This is a genomic window from Veillonella ratti (genome assembly GCF_003992115.1).
GTDB classification, from domain to species: domain Bacteria; phylum Bacillota; class Negativicutes; order Veillonellales; family Veillonellaceae; genus Veillonella_A; species Veillonella_A ratti.
Map to the genome: position 1 here is coordinate 1 of NZ_RQUX01000006.1, position 14,299 is coordinate 14,299.

Annotated in this window: 3 protein-coding genes and 1 tRNA gene; 3 read left to right on the top strand and 1 reads right to left on the bottom strand. The window is 42.2% G+C overall.

Features of this window, described 5'->3' with window-relative positions:
• Positions 1-249 precede the first annotated feature (249 nt).
• Positions 250-11,238: an ESPR-type extended signal peptide-containing protein gene (locus EO124_RS03740; protein ID WP_164726541.1), complete on the top strand. Its 10,989-nt coding sequence runs from the start codon at positions 250-252 to the stop codon at positions 11,236-11,238.
• Positions 11,239-11,423: 185 nt separating this feature from the next.
• Here EO124_RS03740 and EO124_RS03745 read toward each other — a convergent pair.
• A tRNA-Lys gene (locus EO124_RS03745) sits at positions 11,424-11,499 on the bottom strand.
• Positions 11,500-11,824: 325 nt separating this feature from the next.
• Between EO124_RS03745 and thrC the strand changes: the two genes are divergently transcribed.
• Complete coding sequence (gene thrC, locus EO124_RS03750; RefSeq protein ID WP_021841262.1) at positions 11,825-13,324, top strand: threonine synthase; 1,500 nt, start codon at positions 11,825-11,827, stop codon at positions 13,322-13,324.
• A gap of 104 nt (positions 13,325-13,428) precedes the next feature.
• On the top strand, positions 13,429-14,283 hold the full coding sequence (locus EO124_RS03755) for a DMT family transporter (RefSeq protein WP_021841263.1): 855 nt from the start codon (positions 13,429-13,431) through the stop codon (positions 14,281-14,283).
• The last annotated feature ends 16 nt before the right edge of the window (positions 14,284-14,299 follow it).

The following is a 14,299-nucleotide window of genomic DNA, read 5'->3' on the forward strand; positions in this document are numbered from 1 at the left end:
AATAAATCCTTTTATATTGCGTGTTGATGGACATAATAAACCTTCTTATATCAAACTTGAAATAAGAACTATATTAATGAGTTTAAAATGAAAAAATAACATTGAAAATATACGAATTGAATTGACAGTTATAAACACAAATTATAGAATTAAGATAAATAAAAGTGATATTTTTTGCTTTTTTTGAGGTATTAATAAGGTTTTTAAAATGAATTTACTGTGAGTTTTTTATCATGGAGAGGTTCTGTAATGAATAAGCAGTACAAAGTCATTTGGAGTAAAGTAAAAAACAGTTACGTAGTAGTATCTGAGTTGGCCAAACGTAATGGCAAAGCCGGATCTACACATAGCCAGTCAGGCCAGAAAATTGGCGTGGCTCTTTCTGTGTTGGCACTGTGTGCTGGGATGACAGCCGGGGTAAGTGCGGCTGATCAGTATTACAGTGTTAATGATATGAATGGTGCATTATCACAATTTGGGAATAAAAGTAACGACGGAGCCCAAGGTGTTGGCTCTGTAGCTGCCGGTGCAGGTGCTAAGGTTGAATCTGCTTCCGGTAGTTTCCAAGGTGCTATGGCTACCGTTGTAGGCTCTTTGAATACTGTAGCAGCTGGAACTCAACAATTTGATGGAGTTGCTAATTCTATTGTTGGTGCAGCTAATGCCACGCAGAATGCCAATGCGACACTTATTTTTGGTGCCGGTAATGCGGTAACTAATTCTTATGGTAATGTAACCTTTAATGTTGGTAATGTTGATCCGACTGATCCAATCGCTACGGCTAAAGCTTTAGCTGCTTCGGTAGGTGACAGTGGTGGTCAAGTTTTGGTTGTTGGTGGTGCTAATACAGTAGACTATGCTCGTTTCTCGGCTGTTACCGGTGTTAGCAATAAGTTGAATGGTGCAGACGGCAATACCAGTGATTATAACTTTATTACCGGTGCAAAAAATACTTTGACCAATACGGATGGCACATATGTAATCGGTTCCAGCAATACTGTGTCAGATGGGACGTCCAATATTGTAATTGGGGATAAACGTAAATTGACGGGGGCGACTAATGACGTTGTCATCGGGTCTGCTGATGCAGAAATGGCAACAACTGTATCCAACGCAACTATCCTTGGACATAATGCTAATGCAACCGTAGATAATGGCGTAGCTTTAGGTTCTAACTCATTGGCTAATGTAGATTATGGTGTTGCAGGTTATGATCCGTCCACAAAAGCTGCTTCTACGGATACATCAGCGACTTGGAAATCTACTTTGGGAGCTGTATCTGTTGGTGTACTTGGTAGTGATGGAACAGCAACTGCAACTCGTCAGATTACAGGTGTTGCAGCCGGTGTGAAAGACACTGATGCTGTTAACGTGGCACAGCTTATGGCTGTTGCCGGTAATAGTTCGGGCGGAAGTTCGGTACATTTTTTCCAAGTTAATTCAGGCACTAGTGGTACTAACTATAATAACGATGGAGCTAAAGGGATAGACTCTATTGCTATAGGTAAAGCTAGTACAGCTGCAGATAATAGCATTGCTATCGGTAACGGTGCAAGCGTTTCTGATAGTAATGGTGGTAAGGGTAGTGGCGATATTGTCATCGGTAACGGTGCAAAAATCAATAACTATGTAGACCAAAGTGCTAGTATTGCAATAGGCCAAAATGCGCAGATTGATAACATGGCCGGTATGCAAGAATTTATGTTTGGGCTAGGACAAACTAATTATAATATAGTTGATAGACCTGGTGGCGGTATGGCATTTATTCCGGAAGATCCTTCGAAAGTAGCTACCGGCATTGCGATTGGTGAAAACACCTTCGTTCGTACCGGTGGTTTGATGATTGGTACGCATAATTATCGTGGAACTCTAGGCGATGTTGATGTAGATAGTGCCAATATCCGTGCTACCGGTGTTAATGTTAATAGTACGACTTTAGGTACAAACAGCTATAACAGCGGAGCTTTTGCCACTATTGTAGGCTCATACTCTATTGCAAGCGGTAACTATGCCAGCGGTGGTGATGAGAATAATGCCGGCAAAAATCTGGGAACTACTATTGTAGGTTCTTTGAACAGTGTAGAATCCTCTACTGCTGAAAATACTACATCAGGTGTAGCCAATAGCGTTGTTGGTTTTGCAAATCGTACCTTTAATTCAAATGGATCTTTAATATTTGGCGCGGGTAACGAGATTACTAACTCTGTAAGCAAAATTGAAGGGGTAGATATTTCGCTTGATGGTTCGGCAAAAGATTTACAAACTGGTTTAATAGAAGGTATTAAGAATGCTAATAGTGGCGGATCCACGTTGGCGATTGGTGGTGGCAACAAGGCAGATTACACGCAACAATCGGCCCTCGTCGGTGTTAATAATACTTTAGAAGGTACTGAGGATTCCGTAGCTCAATATAACGCGTTAACCGGTTTTAACAATACGGCAACCGGTGTAACTAATGTAACTGTAACAGGTAGTAATAACACGGTTAGTGGCTCTACATCAATTGTTAACTTAGGTAATGAAAATGCGGTAGCAGACTCTAACAATACTATTCTTCTTGGCGATAATCGTACTGTAACAGGTTCCGATAATAGCGTTATCTTAGGTCGTGCTAATAAAGAAACTACGACTGCGCTTCGTGCCGCAGCTGATACTACTTTAACTACAACAGCAGATAACGTTGTTGTTATGGGTTACAATGCTAATGCGACTGTTGATGATGGCGTAGCGTTAGGATCTAATTTTGTTGCTAGTGTTAATAAAGGTGTAGACGGTTATAATCCTAGTACAAAAGAATTATCCGGTACTGCATGGACTTCTACGATAGGTTCGGTATCTGTAGGTGATGCAGCAAATGATATCACTCGTCAGATTACTGGCGTAGCAGCTGGCACTGCAGATACAGATGCCGTTAACGTAGCTCAGTTGAAAGCTAATAAAGTAACGGTAACTGCAGGTGATAATGTCACACTTACGACTACAACTGGCACTGATGGATCTACAGATTATAAGATTGCTTCTACAGATAAAAATATATATCTTACTAGTGCAGCTTTTGACAATGGGACATTAACTCTCACTCAGACTGAAGGTACACCTATTACCGTAAGTGGTTTAGCAACAGCCGCTCAAGTTGAAGCTAATAAGATTCATTACTTCCAGGTAAATTCTGCGGCTAATGGCACTAACTATAATAATAATGGCGCAACCGGTACAGATGCAATTGCTATCGGTAAATCCAGTACATCCGGTGCTAATAGTATAGCTATCGGTCAATCGACTACAGCTGCTAATAATAGTATTGCTATCGGTAAAGCAAGTATTTCAGATAGTAATGGTAAAAAAGGTAGCGGTGATATTGCTATCGGTAATGGTGCCAATATTAATAACTACGTTGATCAAAGCGGAAGTATTGCTATCGGTCAAAATGCGAAAATTGAAAACATGTCAGGTATGCAAGAGTATCTATTCTCTATGGGACAAACAACGTTCACTGCAGGTAATTGGCTCGGTACTCTTCAAATACCGAATGATCCATCCAAAGAAGCAACTGGTATTGCTATAGGTGAAAATACCTATGCTCGTACAGGTAGTCTTATGGTTGGTTCGCATAATTATCGTGGATTATTAGGTGATGTAACGGTTGATAGTGCTGATACTAAAGCACAAGGTGTAAATATTAATAGTACTACATTAGGTACGAATAGTTATAATGGTGGTGCATTTGCAACGATTACGGGCGCTTATTCGATTGCCAGTAGTAACTATAATGGCGGTGGTTTTTCTTCTAGTGCAGGGAAAAACTTTGGTGCTACCATTATGGGTTCTTTGAATAGCATAGAGTCTGCTACTGCGTCTAATTCATCCGGTATCGCTAATAGTGTTGTAGGTGTGGCTAATAGAACCTTTAACTCCAATGGTTCCTTAATCTTTGGTGCTGGTAATGAAATTACTAACTCCATTACAACAATAGCAGCACCAAGCTCTGCAGGAGATTCTGCTAAAGCTTTACAGACAACATTGATGAATTCTATTAAGTCGTCCAATAGTGGTGGCTCGACTCTTGCAATCGGTGGCGGCAACAAGGCTGATTATACTCAACAATCTGCCCTCCTTGGTGTTAATAACACCTTGACCGGTGCTAGTGACAATATTAGCCAATACAACTACATTACAGGTTTTAAAAATACCGGTACTAATGTAGATAATGTAACGATTATCGGCACAAATCGTACGGTATCTGATGCGGCTAATAGCGTAGTTATCGGCTCGGCTGATTCTGTAATGACATCGAGTGCAAGTGATGCGGTTACTATTGGTCGAAATGCAAATACAACTATTGATGGTGGTGTAGCTTTAGGCTCTAATTCTGTGGCAAGCGTTGATAAAGGCGTAGATGGATATAATCCTAGCACTAAAGCGTTAACCGGTTCTACATGGACCTCTACAGTTGGTTCCGTATCTGTTGGTGATGCAGCCAATGATATTACTCGTCAGATTACAGGTGTAGCAGCCGGTACTCAAGATACAGATGCTGTTAACGTAGCTCAGTTGAAAGCAAATAAAGTAACCTTGAAACAAGGCGAAAATGTAACGATTACTACTGATGTGGCTGATGATGGTGCAACAACGTATACAATTAAATCAACAGATACAAATACAGTTTTAGCTAAAGGCGAAGTAACATATGTTGGTGCCGATGGTACATTAGTTTTGACTGACTCTGATAATAATCCAATTACCGTGACCGGTTTAAAAAATACATACCTTACGGGAGCATCTTTAGAAAATAATACTTTAACACTTACTCAAAATGAAGGGGCTCCTATTACCGTAACCGGTATTGCTACAACAGCTGAATTGGCGGCTAATAAAGTTAAATACTTCTCTGTAAAATCTGAATTAGCAGCTAACCAGAATAATGACGGAGCTAAAGGCACAAACTCAATTGCTATTGGCCCGAATGCTGTAGCTCAACGTGAAAATGGCATAGCTTTGGGGACCAATGTCTATTCCGGCGGCAAGGGCAGTATTGTCATCGGTAGTGATGCTAAAGTTTCGGAAAATATTGCTTTGGATGGTAGCATTGTTATCGGTAAAGGAGCCGTAGCCTTCACCGGTGGCGGTGAACAAGAAGCCTTATTGGGAATGGATCCAACGAATTGGCCTAAGCGTGGTTCCGGTGGATATGATAATCCGACTGATGCTAGCCGAGTAGCTACATCTATCGTTATCGGCACAAATGCTTTTGGCCGTACGGGTTCGATTGATATTGGGGATCGTGTATACCGAGGCACCATGGGTGGTAAACAAATTACTGATAACAACACCAGTTTTCATGTAAATCAGACTACCTTGGGTACGAATACCTATAATAAAGGCTTGTTTTCGACTATGATGGGCTCTTACTCTATTGCTACGGGTGGTTTTGATGGTAGTGGTAGGTTGAATACCGGTGCTTATGGGGCACAAAACTTTGGTGCTACTGTATTGGGCTCTTTAAATAGTGTTAGATCTAATGAAAAGTTACCTGAATTTTTTGGTGTACCAATAGATTCGTCTTATCAGGGTATTGCAAATACTATTGTTGGCTTAGGCAATATTACGGATAATACTAACGGTTCATTAGTATTTGGTGCCGGGAATAAGATCACAAACTCTATTACCTCTATTTCTATGCCAACGAGTGGCGCTGATTCCGTAGATGCTATGGTGGATAAGCTCCAAACTGTGATTAAAGACTCTAAAAGTGGTGGTGCGACCTTAGCTATCGGCGGTGCTAACACGGCTGATTACACCCGTACATCTTCTATCATTGGTGTGAACAATACCTTGAAGGGGACAAGTAGCAACATTAGTCAGTTTAATGCGTTGACCGGTTATCATAATACAGCAACTAATGTAGATAACGTAACTGTGACCGGTTCTAATAATACTGTAAAAGATACAACGACTGCTGTTGTAATTGGTGATAATCGTACATTAACCGGTGTCAATAATAATGTTGTTATTGGATCCGCAGATTCCGCACTTGAAACAACTGTTAGTGATGCAGTAGCTGTTGGTCGAAATGCTAATGTTACTATTAAGGGTGGCGTAGCTCTTGGTGCTAACTCTGTGGCTCGTACAGATAAGGGTGTTGTAGGTTATGACCCATCCGGTAGAATTACCGATGCGGATAGTATTTTAGGTAGTAATACACAGTATCAGAGCTTACAGACGGAAGTAACTGATGCACAAACAACGGTAAATGATTTAACCGCTAAGGCAGCTGAATATCAAGCTAATATTGATATGATTGTTTCCATGTATCCGGATAATTCGTATGAACAAGATGCGGGATATCAGGGAATAAAAGCATCTCTTGAATCAACACAGGCTCAGTTAGCTACAGCTCAGGCAGATTTGGACAGCAAACAAAGTGCATTGGCTGAAGCAGGTAAAGCTTTGTATACATGGCAGTCCACAGCCGGATCGGTATCGGTGGGCGATGTTTCTAAAGGAATCACCCGTCAAATTACTGATGTGGCAGCTGGTACTGCTGATACTGATGCCGTTAACGTGGCACAGTTAAAACAAGTGGCTGAAGCTGCTGAAGATGCCGGTAAGACAACTTTGAACTTCACAGGTGATGATACCACAGCTACTATTGCTCGTGGCAATGGTCAGACCTTGAATATTACCGGTGGTGCAACAGCAACTGATGCCGATGGCAACAGCTTATTGACTGATAACAATATAGGCGTTGTAAAAGACGGCGATAATGCACTGAAAGTACAGTTGGCTAAAGACCTTACAGGCTTAAATAGTGTTAAAGTTGGTAATGCGGTAACTCTTGGTACAACAGGCTTGATAATCACTAATGGTCCATCTGTTACTACAACAGGCATTGATGCAGGTAGCAAGAAGATTACTAATGTAGTAGCGGGTACAGATGATACAGATGCTGTCAACGTAAGTCAGTTGAATAGTGCTATTAAAGGTGCAAAACATACTGAAGTTACCCTCAATGGCGATGCTCCGACTGCAGGTGCAAATGGTGCTTTAGGTGAGTACATCGGATCTAGCAACCTTACTATGGCTGTGCAAGATGTTGACGGCCAGAAGGTTTACGACTTGAAGATGAGTAAAGACCTAGTAGCTGGTACTAAGCCTGGTGCAGATGGTAAAAACGGCGAAGCCGGTAGTATTACTATTATTGGTGAACCTGGTAAAGATGGTGCTGATGGAAAGAACACAAGTGCCAATATTACCGTTAAAGACGGGAAAAATGGACTTGATGGTACAGATGGAATCACACGTATTGTTTACAAAGATGAAGACGGTACAGATCATGAAATTGCAACCATGGATGATGGTTTAAATTTCACAGGTGACACAGAAAATGTAACCATTGCTAAGAAGCTTAATGAAACCTTGTCAATTACCGGTGGCATCACTAAGGCAGATCAACTTACAACGGAAGATAATATCGGTGTTGTAGCAAGCGACAGTGGCTTAAAAGTAAGATTAGCCAAAGACTTGCAAGACCTCAACAGTGTTCGTATTGGTGGTACAACTGAAAATGGTAAAGGCATCTACATTGCTAACCAGTCTGTAAGCACCTCAAAAGGCAATGCTGAAGAAGGTACGATTGCGTCTGCTGAAGATGCGCTGAGTCTAGGTAGTTATGCCAATGCAAGTAAAGATACAGCTGTTGCTCTAGGTGCGTATGCTAAAACTAATCGTGGTGCCGGTGAATTATTTGGCTATGTACCAGGCTTAACCGGTGATGAATTGACTAAATTCCAGACGGATAACGCAGGTTCTGTTATTTGGAACAGTAATCGTGGTGCGGTCAGTGTTGGTATAAAAGGTAAGGAAACTCGTCAAATTACAAATGTGGCAGCCGGTACCGAAGATACGGATGCTGTTAACATAGCGCAGTTGAAGGCGATAGATAGTAAGGTTGATGCTAATAAAATTTCTTATTTTTCTGTAAATTCTTCAACAGAAAGCAATAAAGATAATGATGGTGCTACCGGTGTAGAGTCTATTGCCATAGGTGGAGGAGCTAAGGCGAAGCACTATCAGAGCATTGCAATTGGTGGATTTACTGAGGCTGCTAATATAGATAGTATTGCAATTGGGTACTTGGCATCGGCAACAGAGATGGCCGATAACGGTGTAAGTATTGGACGAGAAACGAGAAATACAGTTCCTAATGGCATTGCTTTGGGAAGTTATTCTGTTGCTGATCGTAGAGAGAATATTCTTAGTTATGATCCTCTTACAGAAACTAATTTTAACTTTACACCTGAAATGCAGACTGCGTTAGACGCATGGAATGCGGCGGCTGCTGTATATTATCAGAACCCAACTCCGGAAAATGCACAGGCGGCTAAGGATGCCGGTATGAAGTATCGATTGATGGTTGCACCGTGGATGGCCGGCATGGGGTCACTCTCGCTTGGTAATGGTGAAGAAGGTCTTACCCGTCAGATTACTAATGTGGCAGCCGGGACAATTGATACTGACGCAGTTAATATAGCCCAACTTAAAGCTGCCAAAGTTGAAGTGCTTGCAGGCACTAATATCAGCAGCATAGATAAAGATACGAGTGCGGGTTATACTCAGTACAAAGTTAATGCAAAAGATACAATAACTGATAGTGCTACATTGAGTGGCGATACGATTACCTTTACTCGTAATGATGGAACGACTTATAAAGTAAGTGGTTTAGCATCAACTAGTGCACTAGATACTAATAAAACAAGATATTTTTCGGTAAATTCTACTGATGCGGGAAATAGAGGTAATGATGGTGCTACAGGGGCAGGTGCTTTGGCTGCCGGTGTAAATGCTAAAGCTACTAAGTCAGCTGATACAGCTATTGGTAATGGATCGAGTGCGTCAGGCGGCTGGAGTATTGCTGCAGGGGCTGGGAGCAACGCTTCAGGCACAGTTGCAGTAGCAATGGGGTATGGTGCTACTGCGGCTGCTAATCAGTCCGTCGCAATCGGCTATTCGGCTAAAGTAACGAGAAATGACTCGATAGCGATTGGGCGTGAAACGCAGGCAAATGAATTAAATACGGTAGCTATTGGTCTTCAAACAAAAGCTAACGGCAATCAAAGTATGGCTTTAGGTTATGGAGCCCTTACTGAACGTAGTGCTAATAATGGTTTAGCAATTGGTGTAAGTGCTTATGTGGGTCCTATACGTTCTACTGACCCAGTGCAAGGTGTGCCGGGTAATAGTACATCAGTTGTAGATGATGACACTGTGGTTGAAGCAGGCAAAGAACAAATGAACTCAATTGCTCTTGGCAACTCGGCTAAAGCATTTGGCTATCAGACGACTGCTTTAGGTGCCGGAGCTGAAGCACATGATACGAATAGCTTGGCAGTCGGCATAATGGCTATTGGTAAAGGTAACTATGCAACGGCATTAGGCAAACAGGCGTATGCTAATGGTAATGAAGCAACGGCACTTGGGCACTGGGCGCGTGCGTACGGCGATAATGCAATTGCTATTGGATCCTATGCAATTACTAATACCTTGGATGGAACAGGCACGGTAAATAATGGTATTGCTATTGGTCAGAAAGCGCGTGTTGCCTCTAATAATTCAGTCGCTTTGGGGCAAAATTCTTTAGCATATATTCCTGATAGTGTGAAAACGGAAGCCTACTTAACAAACGAAGCTTTTGCAGCGGAAAATGGTGTGGTTTCCGTAGGCAATGCTGAATACACAATCGGTGATGATACTGTAGCAGCTAATCGTCGTCGTATTACGAATGTGGCCGGTGGTGCTGATGATTATGATGCCGTTAACGTGGCACAGCTTAAAGAGTTATCTTCTAAATTAACTCAAGAGGCTACCAACAGTAAATTATCTTCCGGTAAAAATATTACTATTAACACAACAACTGATGATAATGGAGTTAAGACAAATACTATTGATTTGAATGATAAAATTACATTGAATAACGCAGCTGCACCGGGGCAACAAGTAGTAGTTGATGGTACGACATCGAATATTACTGCCGGTACAGGCAATAATCAAGTAGTAGTTAATGGCTCTAATGGGCAAGTAACAATTGGTGCCCAAGGTAGTCAGCTCACTATTGGTAAGCAAGGTGATACGGCGAAAGACAAAGAGGGCAATCTGATTAATCCGGATAAGACAGGTCACTATATTACAGGTCTCGACAATACGACTTGGAAGCCTGAAACGAACGGTATCGTGGAAAACCGTGCCGCAACTGAAGGACAATTGCGTGATGCGGTAAATAATATTGGAACTCAAATCGGTGACATTAATACCGATATTGAGGCCATTCAAAATGCTAAACGTGAGTTTATCAGCGATACCGAAGAAAAAATTGAAGTCGGTAATGCTGAAACCTTAAGTATCACCGGTGGAGCGATGGAACCTCTGACTGAGGGCAATATTGGTGTCGTGAATGACGGAACTAAAGGTTTTAAAGTTAAATTATCATCCAAACTTTCCGGTTTAGAACGTGTTACTGTAGGTTCTGGTGATACAGCAACTGTTATCGGTACTGATAGTGTAACGACTACGGAACTTGTAACGGGTAATACTACGGTTAATACGGATGGTGTAACGATTAAGACTACTGATGCAGTTAAATCAGATATTAAGCTCACTAGTGATACTATCAGCATGGGTAAAAATCAGATTCATGATGTAGTAGCCGGTGAAGCTGAAACTGATGCGGTCAATGTTGGTCAGTTAAATAGTGCGGTAACGAATATCGGTTCCAATATGAACTATTTAGGTAATCAGATTAACAAACTGGATAACCGTGTGAACCGTGTCGGTGCCGGTGCAGCAGCTCTTGCAGCTTTACATCCGTTAGATTACAATCCGACGACAAGATGGGAATTTGCAGCCGGTGTGGGTAACTACAAAGGTGCGAATGCAGTAGCAGTTGGTGCGTTCTATCGTCCACATAGCGACATGATGTTCAGCCTCGGCAGTTCCTTTGGTGGCGGTGAAAACATGGTTAACGCCGGTGTAACTTGGCGTGTTGGTGCCGGTCAGACAACTAACTACGGATCTAGCCAAGCGATGGCTCAGGAAATCGATAGTCTCCGTAGTGTAGTTAACGATCAGCAGTCCATGATTCAGTCGCAAAATCAAAAATTGGATACGCAAAGCGCTCAATTGGAAGAACAGAAACAACGTATAGAAGAGTTGACTCAGCTCGTAAATTCGTTGGTTAACAAATAAGAGTAGAGAACATTTGCAGCTAAATAGTGTGTAGAGGTTAAATGTTGCATTATAACTGCATAGAGCTTACAACTGAATAATTAAAAAGAGCGATAGTACTAACTATAGCCGGATCACCGGGATTAGTATTACTATCGCTCTTTATTTGATTTTAAGTGCAATATATCAAATTTTGGACATAAAAATGGTGGACCACCAGGGGTTCGAACCCTGGACACCCTGATTAAAAGTCAGGTGCTCTACCAACTGAGCTAATGGTCCATAACAACATAGCTATTATATACTTATTGTTTCGAAATGTAAACCCTTATAGCAGTAAAGTTTAAAAATTATGTAAAATTTAAAGAAAACATAAGCTTTTAAAAGTTTCCGATATTCGTTTATTTTTAGGGGCCGGGAGATTTTTATTTTTTACAACATTTTGTAAAAATAATGTAATAACTTATAACGGTGCCGTAATTAAGGGGGAAAGCGTCGCTGTTGGTAGGTAGAAAAAAATGTGTATTTTCGGTATAATTAATTGAAAGAAGTAATAGAGAAATTTTCTATTATTATTTTAGATTAGTAGAAGTATGAGGGTAGAGAGATGAAGTATCGAAGTACACGAAGTGAAGAAACGGTAAGTGAAACGTATGCATTGCTCCATGGCTTGGCAAGTGACGGGGGTCTATATGTGCCGGCCTTATTTCCGGAACGCTGTCTGACTTATGACATGGTGGCGGAGAAATCCTACGAGGACATTGCGTATACCGTATTAAAAAATCTTTTCACAACTTTTGATGAAGCGGAATTACGTTCCATGATTGCGTCGGCTTACAGCAAAGCAAATTTCAGTACGCCTGAAATTGCACCGTTGCATTCTATTTTGGAACGTTTATCGGTGCTCGAATTGTTCCACGGACGTACGCAGGCGTTTAAGGATATGGCATTGTCCTTGTTCCCGTATTTGTTGGTAGCCGCCAAAGAAGCGGAAAAAGAAACGGATGAGGTGCTTATTTTGACGGCCACTTCCGGTGACACCGGTAAAGCGGCGCTGGAAGGTTTTAAAGATGTGCCGGGCACTCACATTCAGGTTTTTTATCCGACCGATGGCGTGAGTCCGATGCAGCAAGAACAGATGCAGAAACAAGAGGGCGATAATGTTAATGTAACGGCTATTCGCGGTAACTTTGACGATGCGCAGCAATTTTTAAAACGCCTCTTTGTGGACGAATCGATGGCTGAAAAAGTGGCGGCTAAGGGAGTTCGTTTCTCCAGTGCCAACTCCATTAATGTCGGTCGTTTGGCACCGCAGGTGGTTTACTATGTGGCAGCCTATGCAGAACTTGTAAACCAGGGTGCTATTCATCGCGATGAAGTGTTTAATGTGGTGGTCCCTACCGGCAACTTCGGCAATATTTTGGCCGCTTATTATGCGAAAAAGATGGGAGTGCCAATCGGTAAGTTGATTTGTGCTTCCAATCGTAATAATGTGTTGACGGACTTTTTCAAAACGGGCACCTATGATATGAAGCGTGAATTCTACACGACCATTTCACCGTCCATGGATATTTTGGAAAGTTCCAACTTTGAACGCTTCTTATATTATGTGAGCGGCGAGGATTACGAAGCCACCAACAGCCGCATGAAGGATTTAAAACAAAACGGTTCCTTGTCGGTAACGGCCGAAGAGTTACAGCGCATTCAGAAGGATTTCAGCGGTCAATTTGTTTCCGACGAAGAAACGAAAGCTGTCATTGCGCAGGTTTATAACTCCTACGGTTATTTGTTGGATCCGCACACGGCGGTGGCCATGGGGGCCTACATGAAGGAATTGCAGGCGCATCCGGAAGATGGTGGCCGTCATACGGTGATTGCGGCGACGGCCCATCCGTTCAAGTTCCCGAATCCGATTTGCGAAGCCTTGGAAATTCAGACCGGCGATACGCCATATGAAAGCCTTGAGCACATCAGTGCGGTGACGGGCGTGGCGTTCCCGAAACAACTGGCTGCTTTGCAGGCGAAGGAATTGCGTTTTACCAAAGTCATTGATAAAGAATCAATGGGGAAAGAAATACTTGCTTTTGTCGATACTTTTAAAAAATAAGCTATATTGAGTCAGACGCATCCTACTTATTAACGATATAAGTTGTTGGTTGATACTATATAGCAATCAAAATAGTAGTAATACATTAAGAAAGTAGTGACAACGTGAGACAAGCTTTTTTCTATGCCATTGCATCCGCTTTGGCGTTTAGTATCATGAATTTATTTGTAAAAATGCTGGGGCAAGCCATGCCGGCGGCGGAGATTACCTTTTTCCGCGGCCTCATCGGCACGGTGGCAGTCCTTATCTATATGCGGGTCAAGGGCATTGCCTTTTCCACGGAAAATCGCGGGATGCTTACGGTTCGCGGGATTTTCGGCGGTTTAGGCAACTTGTGTAACTTTATTGCTTTGGCGTACATGAAGTTGGCCGACGCGGCGATTTTATTTCAGTTGTCCGGCATTTTCGTGTTTATTTTTAGCACACTCTATTTGAAAGAGTCAGTTCCGAAAGGGGCCGGTAAATGGCTTCTTTTGATTTTGGCGGCTGTTTGCCTTATGATTAAGCCTTGGTCGTTTAGTGAGTTCCATTGGTATTCGCTCTACGCCATCGCCGGTGCTGCCTTTGCGGCCGCTGCCTACACTACGATTCGCAAGCTCAGCCAAGTGGGACATCACAGTAATTATGAGATTATGTTTTATTTCTTAGTGACCACCATGATTGTCGGTGGTATCTTGATGGGACCTGATTTTGTATGGCCTGATTTGCGGCAATGGGTAATCCTTGGGATTATCGGCGGGATTTCCGTATTTGCCCAATTCTTCCTAACCGGTGCATTTGTGGCCACCAATGCAGTTGTGGCGCAATTTTTACAATATATCGGCGTATTCTTCAACGCCATGTGGGGCTTTGTGATTTTTGACGAAACCTTATCGTGGCTGACGGTCTTGGCCGGTATTATGATGTTTGTCGCATCGGTTATGATTGCTCGTTTAAAAGAGCAACACGTCAAAGTATAAGCCCTAACAAAGGTAG

Bases quoted from the DNA above. Each gene is read 5' to 3' on its own strand.
- thrC (WP_021841262.1), top strand. From the start codon at position 11,825: ATGAAGTATCGAAGTACACGAAGTGAAGAAACGGTAAGTGAAACGTAT.
- EO124_RS03740 (WP_164726541.1), top strand. From the start codon at position 250: ATGAATAAGCAGTACAAAGTCATTTGGAGTAAAGTAAAAAACAGTTAC.